Annotated in this window: 22 protein-coding genes and 1 tRNA gene; 6 read left to right on the top strand and 17 right to left on the bottom strand. The window is 67.0% G+C overall.

What is annotated here, in order from left to right:
* Positions 1–91 precede the first annotated feature (91 nt).
* Entirely contained in the window at positions 92–943 is an 852-nt protein-coding gene (locus tag ACFVW6_RS11905) for an SDR family NAD(P)-dependent oxidoreductase (RefSeq protein WP_378831674.1), read from the top strand.
* A gap of 201 nt (positions 944–1,144) precedes the next feature.
* On the opposite strand, the gene ACFVW6_RS11900 is transcribed toward ACFVW6_RS11905, so the two are convergent.
* The 3 genes from ACFVW6_RS11900 to ACFVW6_RS11890 are packed head-to-tail and all read right to left on the bottom strand — an operon-like array spanning position 1,145 to position 4,430.
* On the bottom strand, positions 1,145–1,993 hold the full coding sequence (locus ACFVW6_RS11900) for an SDR family NAD(P)-dependent oxidoreductase (RefSeq protein ID WP_378831672.1): 849 nt from the start codon (positions 1,991–1,993) through the stop codon (positions 1,145–1,147).
* Positions 1,990–2,919 (bottom strand): alpha/beta fold hydrolase, encoded by a 930-nt coding sequence (locus tag ACFVW6_RS11895; protein WP_378831670.1) that lies wholly within the window; start codon positions 2,917–2,919, stop codon positions 1,990–1,992. The genes ACFVW6_RS11900 and ACFVW6_RS11895 overlap by 4 nt, the downstream gene beginning before the upstream one ends.
* Positions 2,916–4,430 (bottom strand): flavin-containing monooxygenase, encoded by a 1,515-nt coding sequence (locus ACFVW6_RS11890; protein ID WP_378831667.1) that lies wholly within the window; start codon positions 4,428–4,430, stop codon positions 2,916–2,918. Before ACFVW6_RS11890 ends, ACFVW6_RS11895 begins: the two co-directional genes overlap by 4 nt.
* A gap of 160 nt (positions 4,431–4,590) precedes the next feature.
* Here ACFVW6_RS11890 and ACFVW6_RS11885 point away from each other — a divergent pair, with 160 nt between their 5' ends.
* Together ACFVW6_RS11885 and ACFVW6_RS11880 are read left to right on the top strand one after the other, a co-directional pair.
* A complete protein-coding gene (locus tag ACFVW6_RS11885; RefSeq protein WP_378831665.1) occupies positions 4,591–5,829 on the top strand; it encodes a PucR family transcriptional regulator in 1,239 nt (412 codons plus the stop codon).
* Positions 5,830–6,051: 222 nt separating this feature from the next.
* Positions 6,052–6,128, top strand: a tRNA-Pro gene (locus ACFVW6_RS11880).
* 39 nt (positions 6,129–6,167) lie between these two features.
* Here the strand turns inward: ACFVW6_RS11880 and xerC are convergent.
* From xerC to ACFVW6_RS11820, 12 genes are all read right to left on the bottom strand, one after another.
* Positions 6,168–7,379 (bottom strand): tyrosine recombinase XerC, encoded by a 1,212-nt coding sequence (xerC, locus tag ACFVW6_RS11875; RefSeq protein ID WP_378831662.1) that lies wholly within the window; start codon positions 7,377–7,379, stop codon positions 6,168–6,170.
* The gene (locus ACFVW6_RS11870; protein WP_378831660.1) at positions 7,379–7,594 is read right to left on the bottom strand and encodes a helix-turn-helix transcriptional regulator; all 216 of its coding nucleotides are present in this window, start codon (positions 7,592–7,594) and stop codon (positions 7,379–7,381) included. The genes xerC and ACFVW6_RS11870 overlap by 1 nt, the downstream gene beginning before the upstream one ends.
* A gap of 12 nt (positions 7,595–7,606) precedes the next feature.
* A complete protein-coding gene (locus tag ACFVW6_RS11865; protein WP_378831657.1) occupies positions 7,607–9,310 on the bottom strand; it encodes a replication initiator in 1,704 nt (567 codons plus the stop codon).
* A 43-nt stretch (positions 9,311–9,353) separates the two neighbouring features.
* Positions 9,354–9,989: a hypothetical protein gene (locus ACFVW6_RS11860; RefSeq protein ID WP_378831655.1), complete on the bottom strand. Its 636-nt coding sequence runs from the start codon at positions 9,987–9,989 to the stop codon at positions 9,354–9,356.
* Positions 9,990–10,158: 169 nt separating this feature from the next.
* Positions 10,159–10,836, bottom strand: a complete 678-nt coding sequence (locus ACFVW6_RS11855) for a DNA methylase (protein ID WP_378831653.1) — start codon at positions 10,834–10,836, stop codon at positions 10,159–10,161.
* Positions 10,833–11,024 (bottom strand): hypothetical protein, encoded by a 192-nt coding sequence (locus ACFVW6_RS11850; protein ID WP_378831650.1) that lies wholly within the window; start codon positions 11,022–11,024, stop codon positions 10,833–10,835. Before ACFVW6_RS11850 ends, ACFVW6_RS11855 begins: the two co-directional genes overlap by 4 nt.
* Before the next feature lie 2 nt (positions 11,025–11,026).
* Positions 11,027–11,347, bottom strand: a complete 321-nt coding sequence (locus ACFVW6_RS11845) for a hypothetical protein (RefSeq protein ID WP_378831648.1) — start codon at positions 11,345–11,347, stop codon at positions 11,027–11,029.
* Positions 11,344–12,642 carry an FtsK/SpoIIIE domain-containing protein gene (locus ACFVW6_RS11840; RefSeq protein WP_378831646.1) on the bottom strand — a complete coding sequence of 433 codons (1,299 nt, stop codon included), beginning with the start codon at positions 12,640–12,642 and terminating at the stop codon, positions 11,344–11,346. The genes ACFVW6_RS11845 and ACFVW6_RS11840 overlap by 4 nt, the downstream gene beginning before the upstream one ends.
* Entirely contained in the window at positions 12,642–12,845 is a 204-nt protein-coding gene (locus ACFVW6_RS11835) for a hypothetical protein (RefSeq protein WP_378831643.1), read from the bottom strand. Before ACFVW6_RS11835 ends, ACFVW6_RS11840 begins: the two co-directional genes overlap by 1 nt.
* Before the next feature lies 1 nt (position 12,846).
* Positions 12,847–13,437, bottom strand: a complete 591-nt coding sequence (locus tag ACFVW6_RS11830) for a DUF2637 domain-containing protein (RefSeq protein WP_378831640.1) — start codon at positions 13,435–13,437, stop codon at positions 12,847–12,849.
* A gap of 2 nt (positions 13,438–13,439) precedes the next feature.
* Entirely contained in the window at positions 13,440–13,706 is a 267-nt protein-coding gene (locus ACFVW6_RS11825; protein ID WP_378831638.1) for a hypothetical protein, read from the bottom strand.
* On the bottom strand, positions 13,703–14,149 hold the full coding sequence (locus ACFVW6_RS11820; RefSeq protein WP_378831636.1) for a hypothetical protein: 447 nt from the start codon (positions 14,147–14,149) through the stop codon (positions 13,703–13,705). Before ACFVW6_RS11820 ends, ACFVW6_RS11825 begins: the two co-directional genes overlap by 4 nt.
* Positions 14,150–14,292: 143 nt before the next feature.
* Here ACFVW6_RS11820 and ACFVW6_RS11815 point away from each other — a divergent pair, with 143 nt between their 5' ends.
* Positions 14,293–15,030 (top strand): XRE family transcriptional regulator, encoded by a 738-nt coding sequence (locus ACFVW6_RS11815; protein ID WP_378831634.1) that lies wholly within the window; start codon positions 14,293–14,295, stop codon positions 15,028–15,030.
* Between the two features lie 4 nt (positions 15,031–15,034).
* Positions 15,035–15,517 (top strand): NUDIX hydrolase, encoded by a 483-nt coding sequence (locus tag ACFVW6_RS11810; protein ID WP_378831632.1) that lies wholly within the window; start codon positions 15,035–15,037, stop codon positions 15,515–15,517.
* On the opposite strand, the gene ACFVW6_RS11805 is transcribed toward ACFVW6_RS11810, so the two are convergent.
* Positions 15,493–16,020 carry an HD domain-containing protein gene (locus ACFVW6_RS11805; RefSeq protein ID WP_378831630.1) on the bottom strand — a complete coding sequence of 176 codons (528 nt, stop codon included), beginning with the start codon at positions 16,018–16,020 and terminating at the stop codon, positions 15,493–15,495. The two genes, ACFVW6_RS11810 and ACFVW6_RS11805, sit on opposite strands and share 25 nt — an antisense overlap.
* A gap of 1,269 nt (positions 16,021–17,289) precedes the next feature.
* On the opposite strand from ACFVW6_RS11805, the gene ACFVW6_RS11800 reads away from it, so the two are divergent.
* Positions 17,290–17,472, top strand: a complete 183-nt coding sequence (locus ACFVW6_RS11800; protein ID WP_378831627.1) for a hypothetical protein — start codon at positions 17,290–17,292, stop codon at positions 17,470–17,472.
* 489 nt (positions 17,473–17,961) lie between these two features.
* Here ACFVW6_RS11800 and ACFVW6_RS11795 read toward each other — a convergent pair whose 3' ends face one another.
* Complete coding sequence (locus ACFVW6_RS11795) at positions 17,962–18,759, bottom strand: hypothetical protein (RefSeq protein WP_378831624.1); 798 nt, start codon at positions 18,757–18,759, stop codon at positions 17,962–17,964.
* Positions 18,760–18,890: the final 131 nt, after the last annotated feature.

Raw genomic sequence — 18,890 nt, 5'->3', positions numbered from 1 at the left:
GATGCCCAGATTTGCCAGTCGAATGACTTGTAATGCAACTGACTGGTAACTACGGTTGCGTGGACCGCACACCGCAATCGGGAGAGACACGATGAAGGATTTCAACGGCAAGGTCGCCGTGGTCACCGGCGCCGCCTCGGGCATCGGGCGCGCGCTGGCCGTCGAGCTGACCGGGCGCGGCGCCCGCCTGGCGATCAGCGACGTCGACGCCGCAGGTCTGGCCCGCACCGCCGAACTCTGCGGCGGCGCACCGCATCAGCAGATCCTCGACGTCGCCGATCGCGCGGCCGTGCACGCCTACGCCGACGCCGTGGCCGCCACCTTCGGCACGGTGAACCTGGTGATCAACAACGCGGGCATCACCAAGTTCGGCACCGTCGACGAGACGCCCTACGCCGATCTGGAAGCCGTCATGGACGTCGACTTCTGGGGCGTCGTGCACGGGACCAAAGCGTTCCTGCCGCACCTGATCGCCTCCGGCGACGGGCACGTGGTCAATATCTCCAGCGTCTTCGGCCTGTTCGGCGTGCCCACCCAGAGTTCGTACAACGCGGCCAAGTTCGCGGTCCGTGGCTACACCGAGGCCCTGAGTCAGGAGATGCTGATCTCCGGCCACCCGGTGGCGGTGACCTGCGTGCACCCGGGCGGCGTGCGGACCGGCATCGTGGCGAGCGCGACGTCGAGCGTCGGCACCGACATGACCGCCCTGCGCACCCTGTTCACCGAGAAGCTCACCCCGACCAGCCCCGAGTCCGCCGCGCAGACCATCCTGCGCGGCGTTCTCGCGCGCAAGCCGCGCGTGCTGATCGGCTACGACGCCGTCGCCATGGACACCGCGGTGCGCCTGCTCGGACCGACCTACCAGCGGCTGTTCGCCGCTGTCGCGACCAGGGTGCTCGGCGCGCTCGCGCCGCGGCCGGTCCAAACGGGAGCGCACCTATGACCGAAGCGATCGCGCAGCGCACCCTGTCCGACCATCGCGGACCCCCTGTGGCGCAACACTGTCCATCCGGCTGGTGAATCGGCGCTGAGCGAGACGCCGGCCGGGGGTCGAATCCGCCGTGTCAGCAGACCGGGCCACCGCGTGACCGAAACCCGGCGGCTCAGGCGCGGGAGTTCGCCGGTGCCGCCGGGGGGAACGGATTCACGCGCCGAGGACGCGGCGCTCGAACTGGGCGACGACCCTCGGATACAGCCGCGGGAACAGGCGAACGACGCGGTCGAGGAACGCGGCGTCGCGCCCGACCCGGATCCGGGGCGAGCCGGCCGCGACACCGTCGAGGACGATGGCCGCCGCCTCGTCGGCCGGCATCCGCAGGAGCTTGTCGTTGTAGATGGCGGCACGCTTACGCTGTGCGGCAGTCACTTCCGCACCGTCGGCGAGCGCCTCCGCCACACCGTTGGACGCGATGTCGGTCTTCACCCCGCCGGGATGGACAGCGGTGACCCGCACCGGGTGCCCGGCCGCCAGCATCTCGGCGCGCAGCGCCTCGGTGAAGCCGCGGACGCCGAACTTGCTGGCGCAGTAGGCCGACAGTGAGGGCTGTGCGAGATAGCCGTTGAGACTGGAGATGTTGACGACATGGCCGTCACCGGAGGCGATGAGGTGCGGGAGAAACGCCTTCGTGCCGTGGATGACCCCGAAGAGATTGACCGCGATGACCCTGTCGTAGTTCGCCCAGTCGCTGTCGAGCACGGTCGCCGAACGCCCGGCGATCCCGGCGTTGTTGTAGACCTGGTGAACGGCGCCGAAGTGCGCGATCACCTCCTCGGCATAGTCGATCACCGCCTCGCGATGAGCCATATCGACTGTCGCGGAGTGGATGTCGGCGCCGAGCGCGGCCACCCGCGCGCTGGTCTCGGCGAGGCCGTCGTGGTCGATGTCCGAGGCGGCGACCAGCGCGCCGCGCCGTGCGAGCCCGAGCGCCAGCGCACGGCCGATGCCCGAACCCGCGCCGGTGACGACGGCAACTCTGCCCTGGAAGGTGGTCATCCGAGCTCTCCTGCGGACTGCGTGGCGCGGGCGTGGTCGGTGATGACGCGGGCGAGCCGGTCGAGGACGCCGGGCGCGAGATGGTGCCGCATCCCGGGGATTTCGAGATAGCGGGCGCCGGGGACGGCGACCGCGGTGGCGCGACCACCACTGGGATGCACCATCAGGTCGGTGTCGCCGTGGATCACCAGGGTCGGCGCGGCGATGGTGCGCAACTCCACGGTCCGGTCGCCGGACGCCTGGATCGCCCCGATCTGGCGGGCGATGCCTTCGTGCGCCCGCGGACCGGCGCCGCGGATCCACGCCCCGGCGGCCCATCGGCACTCGAGCGCCGAATCGGGCGGGAAGGTCGTCGACCCGATGTGGCGCAGCAGGGCCAGATGGCGATCGACCGCCTGGTCCGTCGTGCGCGGCGGGCGCGCACCCAGCCGGGCCTTCGTCGACCACGCGGGCTGACCCACCTTCGGATTCCCCGTCGTCGAGAAGATCGACGTGAGGGTGACGACGCGTTCGGGATGCCGGGCGGCGAGGGTCTGGGCGATCATCCCGCCCATGGACATGCCGACCACGTGCGCGGCCCCGATGTCGAGGTGGTCGAGCAGCCAATAGACGTCGTCGGCCATATCGGCGAGCGTGTACGCGTCGCCGCGCGGACGCGAGAACAGCATCCGCGCGGTGCCGGGCGGTCGACCATGCCCGGCACTGGACCGGCCGACATCCCGATTGTCGAACCGCACCACCCGGAACCCGGCCTCGGCGAGCTGGTCGACCAGGCGCGGCGGCCAGACCGTCAGATCGAGGCCGAGCCCGGCGACGAGGACCAGCGGGACGCCGCCCGTCGGCCCGTCGATCCGGTAGCAGATACGCGAGCCGGTCGGCAGCGGCGTCAGCCGTTCCCGCGTCGGCCCACCGTCGGAACCCGTCACGCGGGGACCGTCGCCGTGCGTCGCGCTGTCTCGAAGTGCAGCTCCGGGTCGAGGACGTCGGCCTGGCGCAACAGCTTCACATCGTCCTGGTAGTTCATCGAGGTCCGCCACGGCATCCGGTCGCCCTGGCTGGGCAGCTGATCGACGACCCGCTGGATGTAGCCCGCGGCGAAGTCGAGGAAGGGCCGGGTCGACATGGCGGTGTCGGCGATCTCGGCGCGGGCGATCCGGTAGCCGTTGTCGTCCATGTGGGCCAGTACGCGGCAGAAGTGTTCACACAGCAGGCCGATCTTCAACGTCCACGAGGAGTTCGTGTAGCCGATGGCATAGGCGAGATTCGGTACGCCCGAGAGCATCAGGCCCTTGTAGGCCACCGTGTCCGCCGTCGCGACCGTGCGGCCGTCGATCGTCACCGGGACACCGCCGAACGCCTGCACGTTCAGCCCGGTCGCGGTGACGATGATGTCCGCCTCGAGTTCGCGGCCAGAGGTCAGCAGGATCCCGTTCTCGGTGAAGGTGTCGATGCGATCGGTGACCACCGAGGCCGTGCCGTTGCGGATGGACCTGAACAAGTCACCGTCGGGCACGGTGCACAGCCGCTGCTCCCACGGGTTGTACGGCGGATTGAAGTGCTCGTCGACCGGATAGCCCGCGGGCAGCTGCTTCGCGTTGGTCCACCGGATGATCCGGCGCATCCGGTCCGGGTACTTCTGCGACAGACTCCAGACCAGCTTCTGCTGGGCGATGTTCTTGCGGCGGGTCAAGGCGTAGCCGCGCTCGTCGCCGAACAGGCGCTTGAGCGCGTTCGCGATCGGGTCCTTCCTGGGCACCGGCAGGATGTAGGTCGGGGTGCGCTGCAGCATCGTCACGTGCGCTGCCGTCTCGGCCATCGCGGGAATCAGCGTGACCGCGGTCGCGCCGCTGCCGATCACCACGACGCGTTTGCCCGCGTAGTCGAGGTCCTCGGGCCAGTGCTGTGGGTGCACGACGGTGCCCTGGAACCGGTCGCGGCCGGGGAATTCGGGGGTGAACCCTTCGTCGTAGCGGTAGTAGCCCGCGGCGGAGAAGATCCAGTCGGCGGTGAGTTCGAGGTGTTCGCCGGTGTCGGTGCGTTCGACCTGCACGGTCCAGCGTGCTTCCGCCGACGACCACGAGCCGCCGACGACCCTGTGGTGGTAGCGGATGGTGTCGTCGAGTCCGTTCTCGGTGGCCGTTTCGCGCAGGTAGTCCAGGATGCGGGCGCCGTCGGCGATGGATTGCTCGTCGCGCCAGGGTTTGAACTCGTAGCCGAAGGTGTGTAGGTCGGAATCGGAGCGGATGCCGGGGTAGCGGAACAGGTCCCAGGTCCCGCCGAGGCTGCCGCGGGCCTCGAGGATGGTGAAGCTCTTGTGCGGCAGCAGGGTTCGCAGGTAGCGCCCCGCACCGATGCCGGAGATCCCGGCACCGATGATCAGGACGTCGACGTGGTCGGTGCCCGTCTGCGCCGGTTCGGCGGTCGGGGTGGATGTCATGGCGGCTCCTTGATCCGGCTCCGCGGTGCGTGTGCCGGTGCGGAGGCTGAGGGCGACGTGTTCGGCCCTGGCGGGACGGCGCCGGGGCGGGGTGTGCCTTCCAGAATCCGCCGGATCGACGGCCTTGCGCTACGACATAAAGACGCAGCATGATCGGTAGATGCGGCAAAATGATGCACGCGATCTGCACTGGCCCGAGCCCGGTCCGGAGATCGTCGCCCTGATCCGGACGGCGGCCGAATCGGCGCTCACCCCGTCGGGGGAATGGCTGGAAGACCTGCACGCGGCCTCCCTGGCGGGGGAGCGGATGCGCCGGATCGCCGAGGACCCGGTGCTCGCGGCGGCGGTGCGGCGCGCCAACCTCGCCAACATCACCCACTGGGCCTGGTCGAACGTGCAGCATCCCGGCCGCCGGGTCCCACCGCACCTCGGCCCCGAAGCCCTGACCGCGGCGCGGGACCTGGTCCGGCGCGGCCTGGACGAGTCCTCCCTCGACGCCTATCGCACCAGCTACAGCGTCGTCTGGAACCGCTGTATGGAGATCTGCTTCGGGCTGACCGACGACCCCGCGCAGCTCCGCGAGCTGCTGGAACTGGCGTCGCTGTCGATCTCGACCTATGTCGAGGACACCGTCGCCGCCATCACGGCCCAGATGAAGGCCGAACGCGAAGACCTGACCCGCGGCACCAACGCCGAACGCCGCGCGACCGTCTCGCTGCTGCTCGAGGGCGCGCCGATCCGCCGCGGCGAGGCCGAACGCCAGCTCGGCTACCGGCTGACCGGCCCGCACACCGCGGCCGTCCTCTGGGCGAGCTCGCCCGGCGCGAGCGACCAGCTCGAAATGGCCGCCGAACTGCTACTGCGCGTCGGCGGCGCCGGCCACCGGCTCACCATCGTGGCCGGCGCCGCCGCGCTGTGGCTATGGTTGCCGATCGACGCCGCGCCGGACCTGGACCCGGTGACCACCGGTCTCGCCGACGCCCCGGACGTGCGCGTCGCCATCGGCAGACCCGGCCTCGGCATCCCCGGCTTCCGCCGCAGCCACCTCGACGCCCTCGAAACCCAGCGCATGCTGACCCGGCTCACCTCCCACCGCCGCGTAGCCCGCCACGAAGACGTCCAACTGGTCGCCGTCCTGACCGCCGACCCGCTCCGCGCCGACGAATTCGTCGCCGACACCCTCGGCGACCTCGCCACCGCCGAACCGGACGTCCTCGAAGCGATCACCACCTACCTCGAACACCAATGCAGCATCACCCGCACCGCCGACCACCTCTACACCCACCGCAGCACCATCGTCCGCCGCCTCTCCCGCGCCGACGAACTCCTACCCCGCCCCCTGTCGAGTAACACCATCGCTGTCGGCGCCGCCCTCGAAGTCCTCCGCTGGACCCGATGACCCCGAACCCACCCTCGCGGTCACCTCACGCCGTCGCCGTTGTCCGCGCAACGCAACCGAATTCACCTGCCATGGGCACCCTTTGCCACCACCGTGCAAGGCGTCCCACTCGGGTGCTTTCGGCCGTGCGCGAACGCCCAAAAACAGCCATCTACCAGCCGATTAGTTCCTACGCAGAGTAGTGCGGTAATCTTTTCGAGCACCCGGAGACGGGGGCAAGAACGGGCTGTGGCGCAGCTTGGTAGCGCACCTGACTGGGGGTCAGGTGGTCGCAGGTTCAAATCCTGTCAGCCCGACCATGCAAAAATCCCCTCTGACCTCGGTCGGAGGGGATTTTTTCATTCTCCGACAACCCGGAGAGCGGGACCAGAACGGGACCGCAGGTGGCTGGAGAGCTTGTCGCCGGCATCGGTGACCTCCCGCCGATCGGGGTGGAGGTAGCGCTCGGTGGTGCGGCTGTCGGCGTGGCCGGCGATCTTCTGGAGCACGTGCAGACTCACCCCGGCATCAGCCATCCACGTCAGCCCGGTGTGGCGCAGGTCGTGACGGCGTAGATGTTCGTAGCCCAGCTTCTCCACGACCTCGTCCCAGTGGGTCGCATCGCGGAGGACCCCTGTCGCGATCCGTCCACCACGCGGGCCGACGAACAGTCGCGCGTCCGTATTGCTCTCACCGACCGCGGCGATACGGTCGCGAACCAGCTGCCGAACCTCCTCGATCAGCGGGACGTACCGGCGACGGTTTCCCTTGGTGCCCTTGTCGTCGAGCCCGCCCGGTCCGGGTGTTGTCTGCCGGCGAACGGTCCACGTCCACGTGCTGGTGTCGATATCGCCGACACGGCAGCCCGACACTTCACCGATCCGCGACGCGGTGCAGGCGGCGAAGGTGACGACATCGCCCCACCCCTGGTATTCGCCGGACGAGCACGCCACCAAGGCATTTGCCAGCGTCGTCAGCGAAGCCCAGTCCGGGAGCGCCAGCGACCGCGGATCGTCGAGTTCGTCTTCGATCTGGGCATACAGCTTCTGCCACCCTCGGACCTGGGCGGGATTGTCGGGCCTCAGCCCGTCGCGCTTGGCTTGCTCCAATACCCGGACCAGGACGGCAAGCGTGTTCTTGACACTCGACTTGCCTGTTCCATCGGAGATCCAGCTCACCACGGCGCGGTCGATCGCCCCATTGGTGATCATGCCGATCGGAATGTGTCCAAGGGTAGGAACCACCCGCATCCGCCAACCGCACCCGTACGGGTCGGTGGTCTTCTTCTCCAGGCCGCGCAGAGCCAAGTCCATATTGGTATTCCCATAGTCGGCCAGCGACATTGACGCCGTTTTCGGGTCGATTCCCTGCATGGCGAGACGCTTCATGTTCTCGATCCATGCCACGGCCTCTTCGCGAGTCTCGAAGGGTTCGGCGACGGATGGCCGCTTCTTCGTCGCCGGATCGGTCCACCTCACCCGGGCCCGAAACGGCCGCCTACCGTAGTCGTGCCGCTCTTCGATATCCGTCGAAAGTTTTACTCCCACAGGGAGGTTCACGAGATTCGCCATCACGCAGCCTTTGCCGGATCGGTACGCAACCCTTGCAGCCACGTCTCCACATCCTCAGCGCTGTACTTCACGACACGCGGCGAGACTCGCACATACGCGGGTCCACACGGAGGGTTCGCGGTCCGCCACCTGCGCAGGCTGGAACTGTCTATTCCCAGTACCGCCGCCAGTTCGGCGGTTGTGTACAACCGACCATCTACCAATCGGGGGTTCATCGGTCGACCTTCCTATGCTGCTTCGGATTGCTGAACAGAACTCGGTGTGCCGGGCGGGTCATTGGCCAGGGCCAGGCGGTTGTTGTACTCGATGCGCCATTTCTGCCGGGCCATCGCGTGCGCGATCACGAGGTTTTCGCGCGGTGGTGCGTCCGGGTCGCCCGGCGGGACGGGATAGACGCGGATGTGTGAGGTGTCGGGCTTCTCGATGCCTACGGCGGCGAGCTGTTGCCGAACGTATTCCTGCCGTTCGGCCTTGTGGTCGGGCAGCGTCTTCCCGGTCCACTTCTTCGACACCAGAACCCGCCGACCAGGGACACCGAGGAACTCGCGGCGGTGAGCCTTGGTCTTGCAGTAGCCGGGCTGGGTCTTCTCGCTGGCGCCCTTGGGAACGATCCCGTACCGCAACCACACACCGCACTGAGGTGAGCACGGAGTCACGCACATTTCCGCGTGGAGCCGGTCGTAGTGCTCAGCTACGCGGCGCGACGGAGGTTCGAGCAGGTCGCCGACACTCTTGGTCAGGTACTTGGTCAGGTACCGCACCCGGCGTTCCATCTTGTCGGTACCACCGAGGACCTGAATCGGCTTGGCCTGCACCCCGAAGCGGATCACGTGGGCGGGTTCGAGGTCGTCGACGCCATCCATCACCGCCAGGGCCTCATCCCAGGTCGTCAGCGGCACACCGGTTTTCGGGTCGGTGAACGTGCCGGCGGTGTAGTCCCAGACCGGCATGTTCTCGCCGGTGTAGACCTCACGGTCGAAGTGGGGCCACCAGATTTGGCGGTAGGTCGCCGCGGTGACCGCCTTGAGCAGCTTGTTCGACACCGACCCTCGAATAGCCACGTGCACATGGGGAGCGGCGCGCTTCTGCGGCTCGACGCTGGCGAAGTACTGCACATCCCAGCCGACAGCACGGCGCAAGTTCTGTACCCAGCGGTCGACCAGCGCGGCGAAGTGGATCGCGTCGCGGGCAGCCCGGGCGTAGTCGTAGGTGTCCGGGTCGACCGGGGAGCCGTCCGAGACCATCGCGCCCTTGCCGTCCTTGCCCGCCTTGGGGTCCCACACCTGGTTGATCGCGCCGTACCCACCCAAGGTCAGGGTCAGGAAGGTGGAGGGCTGGTAGCCGTTGTAGATCGCGCCCACGGTGCGCTTTTCGACCTTGCGGCGGGGAAGGTCGGGCACGTCCTGGCGGCGGCGAGTCGACTTGGCCTTACGACGGGGCAGCTTGTCCAGCGGAGCGAAGGTGCCCCGGACACCGAGGTCACGCAACTCCTGATCGATCTCAGCGACCAGGGCGCGGATGGAGTCAGCGGTGTCGGTGTCCTCGTCCTCGCGGGCCTTCCGGTACTGGTCGAACAGGTGCGCGCGGGCACTGAGGAGGTCTATTTGTTCCTGGGTGGGCTCGACGGTCTCATCGACCGGTTCCTTATCCAGGCACCAGCCCTCGCGGAGCTGGGTCATACGCAGGACGCGGTACGCCTTGGCGCAGGCGGGGCACACGTTCTCGAAGCGGCATTTGCACGGTGCCCCGACGTAGGAGATCGTGCCGGTGCGGTCATCGACGGCGCGCATCGCGACGACGCGGGCGCACACACCTTCCTTTTCGGCGGCGGCTTCGGCGATGTCGCGCAGGTCGGGCAGGGCGCGACGCTGGGCGGCGGTGAGAGGGCCGAGAGAGGCCGCAGGCATGGAATCGGCGTGGTTGTCGTTCATGGTGTGGCCTCCCTCGGCGTGGTGGATATCGGTAGTGGTGTGGTCATGCAGCCTTGGAGCCGGGCAGGGGCTTGAATCCGGCCAGGGACTCGAACGGCACGACCACCGGAGCGGCGAGGGAATCGGAGCGGCGGAAGCTGATCTCGACCACTCCGGGGCCGGCGAACCGGATCCGTGCCTGTTGAGCGCCGAACCCGTGAGCGAGGCTGTCGGTGCGGCTGGTCCAGGACTCCGGCGAGTGACCCGGCAGCATCCGAGCCCGCACGGTGTCGGTGGAGTCGCCGATCCGGACCGAGACCAGCCGGGGCACGAACACGCGGTCACCGTCGCGGGTCGACAGGCCGCAGGCGGTGAGCAGCTTGACCCAGCGGCGGCGGTAGCGGTGCCAGGTCAGGAATCGGGACCGGATACGGCCGGTGAACCAGCGCTCGAAGGTCTGCGGACTCCTGTGTCGCCACAGCACCATCCCCGCGACAGCTCCACCAGCCACCCCGATCCCGGCAGTCCAGCCGTAGACCCAGGCAGCGGCAATGGCGATGCCGGCGGGCACCGAGACCATCGGGAACAGGACGGCCCACCAAGCCAGGGTGAACACCGACAGCAGTAGGCGACCGGCCCCGGTGAGCGCAGCATCGAGGACTTCTCCCGCCGGGTCGTGCGTGGTCGTGGTCTTGTTCATCGGTAGGCCTCCGGATCGAGGTCGGACATTGCGAACAGCGGAAGCTGTCCTGGTGTGGGATCGGTCGGCAGGGGGACGATCTTCTTCCGACGCTTGCGGGTCCGATCAGCAGCGGCCTGAACGACCGGGTTTGATTGTCTGCGAACAGTTTTGGGTGTCTCGCTAGTGGTCATGCCGCCTCCAGGCCGGTGGTGTTGTCGAGGTGGTCGAGCAGGTGCAGGCCCAAGTGGTGTGTGTAGGCGGGCGGGATGGCTTGGGCCAGTTCGGGTCCGGTCATCCAGTCGATGCCCATGCACGCCGGTCCGAGCCAGGTACCGACGTCACCGGTGATCGAGACGTTCATGCCCGCGGCGAACCCGCGGCGACGATTCTTGGTCGAGGTGCGGGCAGTGTGGGCGGGATGCCACGGCACCGCGGGCAGCAGCGGGATCCGGGGGTCGATCGCGAACTTTCGGTGCCGGTAGGTGCGCAGCCCGAACATCGACCCGCACAACACCGCGTCAGCGCGCATGTCCGCGCCCATCACGTTCTCCACCACCCACGGCACCGGCTGTTCAGCAAGGTGTTCCAGCGTCGCGCCGAGCAGCCAGCCCGACCCGTTGACCCCGGCCCGTGAGGACAGGGTGGTGTGGTCGTGGCAGGGCGGGGACGCGGCGATCACGTCGAACTCGTGACCATGGGCGGCCAGGAATTCGAGGGCGTCGCCGTGGTGGAAGGTGAACGGGTAGCGCGGTTGCGGGTCGATGTCGACGCCGGTCACGTCGAACCCGGCGAGGTGGTAGCCCATCGAGGCGCCACCGGCTTTGCAGTACAGGTCGAGCAGGCGAGGACGAGCGGGGCTGTTCATGCCGCGTCGTCCCATCCGGCGTAGTCGTCGTAGTCGTTCCAGGCCGGGGCGGTGCCGGTCTCGGCGAGCATCGTGGCCGCCACCGAGCGCGGGTCCAGGCCACGGGCTTCGGACCGGCAGCGGGCACGGGCGGCGAAGTCGATCACGTCGGCGAGGCCGTTGTCGGTGTGGGAGTTCTTGCGGGCCATGGTCATTTCTCCAGTTCGGGAAGGTCGGATTCGAGGAGGCCGCAGACGCAGCACACCAGCGGGCCGGTGACAAGTTCGGCCCAGAGGTCGTTGGTGACCAGGACATGGCCGTGGTCGCGGCACTGCTCGGCGGCAATACAGCCGTCACAACGGATGGTGTCGCCGTCATAGAGCCAGCCGGAGTGGGTGTCGGTGGTCAGGAACTCGGCGGCCTGGCTGGTGGTGGTGAAGCAGGTCGGCTTGCCCTCGGCGTCGGTGTAGATGTCGCCGCAGATGTCGCAGTAGACGACGACGTGGGATTCGGTGCAGAAGCCGCGTTTCATGCCGCACGCCCCTGCTGCTGGTCGTCTTCGCCGGGAATGTAGTCCGGGTCGAAATCGGAGTAGTCACCCTGCGGAGCGGTGTCGGTGCCGGCGGGAGCGTAGGCGGCCACGATCGCGTCAGCGGCGTCGTTGTCGATCCAGAAGGCGCGCACTCGAACGAACTCGCTCGTGCCGTCCTGTCCCACGTAGCCGACACCCGGGGTCGTGTCGGGGATGTCGTGGCACAGGGCACCGCGGTCTTTGGAGCCCTGCCCGTGGACCATCGCGGTTTGGGTCGGTTCGTCCAGGCGCAGACCGATCCGGACCGGGAACAGCTGCCGGTTGGGCATCGTCTCCTTCGACGGGTCCTGGAGGGCCGCGATCACCGACACCCCGACCGCACGGCCCTTCGACAGCAGCTGTCCGGTGAGCTGACGGAACTTCTCCTGCTGCTCACGGGTCGCGTACGACGACAGCGACGCGGCCTCATCGATCACGATCAGGATCAACGGCTCGTCGGAGGTAGGAATGTGCTTGCGGACCCCGGCAGCGCGCAGACGAGCAGACCGCTCATCCATCACGGCGACGGCCTCTTCGAGCATCCCCAGGATGCCGTCAGCGTCCCAGTGAAAGCGGACCCACAGTCGTTCACCGGCACCGAATTCCATGCCGCCCTTCGGGTCCGCCATCCACACGTCCACGAACCCAGCCTTGATCGCGGGACCGATACCCTGGATCACCGACCACAGCACCGAGCCCTTACCCGAACCGGTCGCACCGGCGAGCAGGATGTGGGCGTAGAGGACGCGCAGCAGCCACGGCGCACCGTCTTCCCGAACACCGACGTGCACGGCTTCCAGGTCGACACCGGTCGACTCCACACCGGCGGTGACGGGGGCGGCGAGGGTGTCGAAGGTCCGCAGCTCGATCCGCACGAATCCCGGACCGGCCTGGGAGACCAGGACACTCGGGACACCGAGGTACTGGGCGAGGGCGTCGCGGGTTTCCTCGTTGGTCCAGTCGGACAGCTTCTGGCCGCCGACTACGTGCACGTCGAACACCGCGCCCGAGGGAGTCGTGTCGACACCGCCGACGATGTTGGGCCAGTTGCCCTCCGAGCCGAGACCGACCGCCGCCCACATCAGACGCAGGTAACGGTGGTCGGTCAGAACCAGAGCAGCGGTCCGCAGTTCGGGCGGGATGCCGGCAAACGGATCGGGGTCGATGGCCTTGCTGACGACGCCGTCGAGGTAGCGCCACCGCAGCAGTAGCCCGGCAGCGATCACCGTCGACAGCGCGACGACAGTGGTACCCATCAGGCCACCGCCTGCAAGGTCGCGGTGTAGGCGTTCAGGGCCTCCGTGAGCTGGTCGATCAGCGTCGCGGCATCGATCGGCGGCATGAACAGCTCGCCGTCGCCGAGCTTGACGACCACCATCCCGATCTGTGCGGAGTACTTGACCTCGAAGGTGTTGTTGCCGGAGTGGACCAGGATCGACATGAACGAGTGATCAGCCATTTCAGTTGCCCCCTGTAGGGATCGGGACCGCGATAGGCAGCAACGGCGCAGCCGAACGCGGAGGAGTGATGGTGTGTACCGGCGCGAGGGCCGGAGCGGGCGCCGGAACCGCGGGCACCACATCGGGCACGAGGTCGGCGGAGTCGGGTCCAGCCACCACGGCGGTGGGAACGGTCGGCGGAGCGGGTTTGCGCGTCCGCAGCAGCACGGCCAGGCCGTGAGTATCGAGAAGCAGTGCGGCCGGGGCGATCACGGCCAGGACCGCGGCCATGATCCCGAAGCCGGAGACCAGGGCGTGAGCGATGTTGCCGCCGATCGAGACCGTCGCTCCGGCGATCAGCACCCGGGCGAAGAACGTTCGTTCGGGGCTGTCGGCGAGGGCGAGTACGGCGATGGTGGCTTGGATGATGGTGCCGTCCACGATCACCGGGAACAGCCACGCGAGATGGGTGGGAGTGTGGGCCATGACCGCGAGGTCACGCAGGGCCGCGAACGAGAGGACGAACGCAGCGGCGCCGATGGCCAGGACGACCAGGACGGCGGACCAGCGTGCCCACCGGATGACCTTGGGCTGCTGATCCGCCGTACCCATGGTCACACCGCCGGGAAGTGGGAGGCGGCCCGCTGCTCGGCCAGCGCGTGGTCGGCGGCATCGTGGGCCATCAACAGATCCGGCAGGATCTCGGCCAGGTACCGCACCGCCGGGATTTCCAGCAGGACAGTCACATCACCGGCGGTGGTGTCATCGAGCAGGATTCGTACCGAACCCCGATACGACGCCTGGTCGATCTCCGGGACGTAGACCGCCTCTACCTGGCCGTCCTCCCGCAGGCTCACAGTGGTGCGCTCCACGGTGATCACGCGGCCTTCTGTGCGGCGGGCTGGTTGGCCTTCGCGCCGGAGTTGTCGCCCTTGATCCCGGTCGCGCGGATGTAGAAGGAGATCGACTTGAACTCGCCGTTACCGATCACACGCGGCTTGAGCATCAGCCCCTCCAACACGATCGGGCGGAACCCGGGTGCCACCTCATCGGCCGACGGCGTCGGCATGACATCGGAGATGAAGGTGATGTCGAGGCCGGTGTTCTTCGCGCCCTTGCCCGCACCGGACGGGTCCATGACCGTGGCCTTCCACATCCGCATACGGGAACCGTTGCCGTCGCGGTCCATGTCGATCTTCTGCCGCTTGGGAGCGTTGCGGTCGCTGCTGAATTCCTCGTCCGCCTCGATCTCGCCGATCAGCATCAGACCCCGGGGGAAGACGGCGGCGAAGTCGGTGGGAATCCACATGTCCTTGAGTGCCATTGACGTATCTCCTTGTAATACTTGATGTTTCGGGTTCTCAGGCGGTTCAAGTTCCTCCTGTGCATCAAGAATGCGCCGACATATAGGGACGCCAAAACCCAAGAAATGGGACCTTTTGGGACATTATCCGGTACTATGGAGTCATGGGAAACGAGCGACTTCGCGGGGCGATGAGCGCGGCGAATCTGACCAAGAACGGTCTTGCCGAGCTGGCCGAGGTGTCAACCAAGACGGTTGAGCGATGGATCACGCAGGATCGTTGCCCGCATCCGGAAATGAGGCTGCGGGTCGCGCGGCTGCTGAACCGTGACGAGACGTACCTGTGGCCAGAGCTGTTGGCGGGCAGTCGTTCGGCCGCAGCGTCGCAGTCCGAGCTGGTCCAGATCTGGCCTACCCGCCCGGATGTCCCGCACGAGGTGTGGCGCACGCTAATGCGGCAGGCAACCAGCCACATCGACGTCTTGGTCTACGCGGGCGGTTTCCTTGTCGAGTCGCTGGACTTTGTGAACGTCGTCAAGCAGAAGGCCGCTGAGGGTGTCGAGATTCGCATTCTGCTCGGAAAGCCGGAGGCGCCCGAGGTCCTCAAGCGGGCAAAGGAGGAAGGGCTCATGTCCCTTCCTGAGCGGTGCAAGTCCACCAAGGAGTACCTGACAGGAGCCGCCGACTCGCCGAACGTGCAGATCGCCACACACGGAACTCCGCTCTACAACAGCATCTACCGGTTCGACGGTTCCATGCTGGTGAACACCCACAGCTACGGCGCCTATGCAGCAAAGTCTCCGGTTCAGCACCTTCAGCATGTGCCGGGAGGTCAGTTGTTCAACTACTACATGGAGTCCTTCGAGGCCGTCTGGAAGCTGGGAGATCTCGAAGTAGGCTGAGCCGATGGGACGCCGAATCGACTACCATGATGACCCGAATGCGCCTGCCGCGAACAGCGTCCGGCCGAGCGCAGGCGCTTTTGTGCGCCGCGGCGACGCGATATTGCTCATCTGTCGATCCGACAACGGCAACTGGTCTATGCCTGGTGGCGCCCACGATCCTGGCGAGTCGCTCAGTCGGACCGCAGTCAGGGAGACCCAAGAGGAGACCGGCGTCGATGTCAAACTCACGGGCATCGTGGGCATCTTCACCGACCCCCGGCACGTCATTCACTACACCAGCAACGATGAGGTGCGACAGGAGTTCACTGTCATTTACCGCGCGGAAGCCACGGGCGGTGAACCGACGCCGAGCAGCGAGAGCACGCTAGTCGAGTGGGTGCCTATCCAGGACATTCCTACCCTGAAAATGGACCCGAGTCAGCGCAAGCGGGTCGATTGGGCGCTCACCCAGGAACAGCCCTACATCGACCCAGCGGCACGCTGAACCGCGGCTCGCAGAAGTGGCGCCGAACGAGAGATAGCGGTGTGCACGATACTGCCAGGCTCGTACCGGGTCAGGATCTCGTCGATTCGCTCGTCAACCGAGAAGGGCTGCCCGCTCGGGCCGGTGGAGAGGTCTGCCCACCACATGAAGTCGTTGGCCCGATCGAGGTCGGCTACACCATCCAGGCGGAACTCGTTGAACGCGGCAAGATCGATGCCGCGAACCTCCGCCTCGACGACTGCGGCTGTGTGGAACGCGACCAGGTGGCAGACGACAGCGGAGTGGCCCAGGGCCTTGAGCAGGCGAGCGCCGTCGATCGGGTGGAAACCGATCACGGGGTGCGCATAGCCGACATCGTGCAGATACGCAGCGTCGATCGCATCGGAGCGGAGTTGTTCTGGCAACTGGTCTGCAACACTTTCCATACGTCGGCCGACAGCTAGGGAATGTGCGCGGCGCGAATCTGTAAGCGGGGCAAGCAGTTTCATCATCGCGTCGTTCACGATACCCATGATACGCGCGATTCTCTTCGCTCGCAGGTTGCTGGAAACCCTCAGCTGCCTGCGCGCTGCACGGTGGGCGCTGTGGATTTCGCTACGCGTTACGCGGCCTGTTACGCGTATTCGCGCAATCTTGTTATCATGATGGCATCACGCGAGTGGTGCCGAGCGGGTGGACCACCGTTCCAGCGGTGGCCCACCCTGATGGATCAGCTAGCCCCATACTCGGCGGACCAACATGAGCGCCCCGGCGATCACGGCAGCCCATGCAAGGACAATGCCGTAGTCGACCGGGGCCTTTGTTTTGCTCCGGCGGTGTTGTGCCATCTCCATCACCTCCTTCCTCGGAACGATGCGGCGTGGACCGTTTCCACACCGTCCCTGGGCTGGAGGTGCACCCAGACTAGACGAGCCGCCTAGGGTCGAAGGCCATGTACGCCAGCCGATCTGATTGGGTTCATAGCCTGGGTTCACGGCTCCCCGAGTTGTCGAGCGCCAGTCACTTCACGAAGTGGTTGCTGAATTTCGCTATATAGAGTCAAGGGCGCCTGCGGCGGCGCAGAGCGCCGCCGCCGCGCTGCGACGCGCAACGCGGCTCCAAACGGACGTCGCCGCGGCGCGTCGGCACGTCGGCGACGCTCAGCGCCATACCGTGGCGGCCCTGCCTCTTCTGGCCGCTTTCTGCTTTTCACCGAGCAGTGCTGGGCGCGACGGGAGCCGTCCCCGACCGACTCTCCCGGAGTCGACGACGAATCCGCCGGCACTGTGCCACTCGACCGGCTGTGGTCCAGGCCAGGCGAGCAGAACGTGAATCGGCGCGTTGGGTGGGTGGTTCGTCGGGCCGAGACCCGGAGCCGTGACCCCTCCCCGGCTACCGGTCGAGGTGCTGGTCGAGCCCGAAGTTCTCGGCGACGTGACGGGCGCCGGTGTAGCGGGTTCGCGGGCCTTGAGGTGGGCGCGTCAGGTGCCGAGGCGGGCGGCGGGGTTGGTGCACTCGCGTAGATGGCACAAATCGCGCCGGGGGCGAATGGCCGGGGTCCTTCCGTGTCGGAGGAATCTGCCGAGTGGCGTACCAGACCACACCCACCCCGGCAAGGACCAAGCGTTGTCACCACCCGAGGTGGTCACCAGCGGCGACGTCTGTTCCTTCAACTCACCAATCAAAGTGGTGGTCGAGCCGGGTGACCACCTCGGGTGGTGAGACCTTGCCGGGGTGGGTGCGGCCCGGTCCGGGCGGTGCCCAGATTCCCCCGACACGGAAGGATCCCGACCATGGCTCTCACCCCCGACACGATCTGCGCCATCCGCGAGTGCACCAACCCCGCCACCCACCTCTACGAGTTCACCTTCCAGAACCAGCCGCGCAGCCAGGCCCGGTGCGAACCCCACTACGCCGGCGCCCGCCACGTCGCCGAGAACTTCGACCGGTGGCTCGACCATCACCTCGACCGGTAACCGGGGAGGGGCCACGGCCCCTTTCTCTGCCCTCCTGGCTTGCCGAACGGATAGCGACCTATCGGCCGCTCGGGCTAGGTCGCGGTGTCGGTCTCGCGGGCATCGACCGCGGCGAGATGGTCCCGCCACACCGTTGCCGAACGATCTACGGACGGCTCGGATTCGGGCGCCGGTTCGTACTGCGGCACCGGAGTAAGTACAACGTGCTCGATCTCTGTCATGCCTGGTTGGACGTTGCCGAACAGCTTTCGGTTCCACCGAGTTCCATAGCGACCTGTCGGCCGCTCGGCCTTGGTTGGGGTCGGCCTGCATTGTGATCCCGCGCCCCTCACACCTCAAGGGCGCCGGTGGCGTCAGCTGCGCTGATGGACATTCGTCCACCCTTGACCTGCGAGCCTCTGCGCGTGACAGGCAGGCCCTATGGGGCAGGCGGGTAGCCGGCCCACCTCATGCGCAACCCGACCCCAGCCAAGGCCGAAATGCGGTCGACTACCGAGGGAACTGATCCATCGTGTCGTAGAGAAAGCCTACGAGCGGGTTGCTGCGTAGTGCGATGGGGTAGGCGACAGTCCGATCGTTCCGTCTGCCGAAAGTTTCCGTCGATGGCCGTTCGAACCAGTGATCAATGCGTGTCGCGTTGATCGGCGACTCGTCCCCCTTGACCAAGATCATCAGAAACGGCGAGAACCCCATGACCCAGCACTCCGTCGTGGAGGACACACCGGTGGCAACCTCAAGTGTCATCGCTTCAGCGCCGGTGTTGAAGTACGCCGTGCCGACATTGGCGAGGGCAACGTGCAGGGTGAACGGTGCAATCGAGGCGGGCGAGTCGCTGAAGTAGGCGGCCTTCAGCTGTGGATGGTCATCGAGCAGCCTGCGGTCATGCTGCACTGCCAGGAATCCACCCAAGATGTGGCGCACGATTCGTCCTGGATGCAGATTGCGAATCCTCTCGGACGGCACTCCTCTTCCGTGCTCCAGCGGCAGCATGATCGCGCTGCCGTCGGTCTTGGATGCGCTCCACAACTCGCCGTAGTCGCAGCCGGTTTCCTGGTGGAAAGCTGCGGCGGCGGCGTGTAGGTGGCCAACGGTGTCCTCATGCCAGGCTGTGTACGCCTGCGGGAGGCCGCGGTGACCCGCACCCCCGTTGCACTCGGTGCACAAGGATTCGAGCGCATGCCCCTGTGCAAACTGCTTGACGACTTCGAGCTCGCCACCGACATGCCGATAGAGCGTGACGCTGGAATCGTTGCCGGTCGCCTCTGGCGGGAGATGCTCGCGGGTCATCTCCCGCTCATGGCCGCAGTGGCGACACCAACCCATATCCACACCTGCACCATCCACCCGTACCCAGGACCCGGCGCAACCCATTTAGACCAGCGTGGCGGCATTTCGGCTGGATCGACCGGCAATCGCTC

The sequence above is a fragment of the Nocardia sp. NPDC058244 genome (genome assembly GCF_042882065.1).
Classification (GTDB): Bacteria; Actinomycetota; Actinomycetes; order Mycobacteriales; family Mycobacteriaceae; genus Nocardia.
The sequence above is the reverse complement of the archived record's forward strand: the minus strand, read 5'-3'. Positions and strand labels throughout refer to the sequence as shown.

Excerpts from the sequence above, each read along its gene's own strand:
- ACFVW6_RS11855 (WP_378831653.1), bottom strand. The coding sequence starts at position 10,836 with ATGAACAGCCCCGCTCGTCCTCGCCTGCTCGACCTGTACTGCAAAGCC.
- ACFVW6_RS11810 (WP_378831632.1), top strand. The coding sequence starts at position 15,035 with ATGGGACGCCGAATCGACTACCATGATGACCCGAATGCGCCTGCCGCG.
- ACFVW6_RS11845 (WP_378831648.1), bottom strand. The coding sequence starts at position 11,347 with ATGAAACGCGGCTTCTGCACCGAATCCCACGTCGTCGTCTACTGCGAC.
- xerC (WP_378831662.1), bottom strand. The coding sequence starts at position 7,379 with ATGGCGAATCTCGTGAACCTCCCTGTGGGAGTAAAACTTTCGACGGAT.
- ACFVW6_RS11795 (WP_378831624.1), bottom strand. The coding sequence starts at position 18,759 with ATGACCCGCGAGCATCTCCCGCCAGAGGCGACCGGCAACGATTCCAGC.
- ACFVW6_RS11900 (WP_378831672.1), bottom strand. The coding sequence starts at position 1,993 with ATGACCACCTTCCAGGGCAGAGTTGCCGTCGTCACCGGCGCGGGTTCG.
- ACFVW6_RS11870 (WP_378831660.1), bottom strand. The coding sequence starts at position 7,594 with ATGAACCCCCGATTGGTAGATGGTCGGTTGTACACAACCGCCGAACTG.
- ACFVW6_RS11800 (WP_378831627.1), top strand. The coding sequence starts at position 17,290 with ATGGCTCTCACCCCCGACACGATCTGCGCCATCCGCGAGTGCACCAAC.
- ACFVW6_RS11865 (WP_378831657.1), bottom strand. The coding sequence starts at position 9,310 with ATGAACGACAACCACGCCGATTCCATGCCTGCGGCCTCTCTCGGCCCT.
- ACFVW6_RS11820 (WP_378831636.1), bottom strand. The coding sequence starts at position 14,149 with ATGGCACTCAAGGACATGTGGATTCCCACCGACTTCGCCGCCGTCTTC.
- ACFVW6_RS11905 (WP_378831674.1), top strand. The coding sequence starts at position 92 with ATGAAGGATTTCAACGGCAAGGTCGCCGTGGTCACCGGCGCCGCCTCG.
- ACFVW6_RS11890 (WP_378831667.1), bottom strand. The coding sequence starts at position 4,430 with ATGACATCCACCCCGACCGCCGAACCGGCGCAGACGGGCACCGACCAC.
- ACFVW6_RS11840 (WP_378831646.1), bottom strand. The coding sequence starts at position 12,642 with ATGGGTACCACTGTCGTCGCGCTGTCGACGGTGATCGCTGCCGGGCTA.
- ACFVW6_RS11850 (WP_378831650.1), bottom strand. The coding sequence starts at position 11,024 with ATGGCCCGCAAGAACTCCCACACCGACAACGGCCTCGCCGACGTGATC.
- ACFVW6_RS11835 (WP_378831643.1), bottom strand. The coding sequence starts at position 12,845 with ATGGCTGATCACTCGTTCATGTCGATCCTGGTCCACTCCGGCAACAAC.
- ACFVW6_RS11815 (WP_378831634.1), top strand. The coding sequence starts at position 14,293 with ATGGGAAACGAGCGACTTCGCGGGGCGATGAGCGCGGCGAATCTGACC.
- ACFVW6_RS11860 (WP_378831655.1), bottom strand. The coding sequence starts at position 9,989 with ATGAACAAGACCACGACCACGCACGACCCGGCGGGAGAAGTCCTCGAT.
- ACFVW6_RS11885 (WP_378831665.1), top strand. The coding sequence starts at position 4,591 with ATGCGGCAAAATGATGCACGCGATCTGCACTGGCCCGAGCCCGGTCCG.
- ACFVW6_RS11830 (WP_378831640.1), bottom strand. The coding sequence starts at position 13,437 with ATGGGTACGGCGGATCAGCAGCCCAAGGTCATCCGGTGGGCACGCTGG.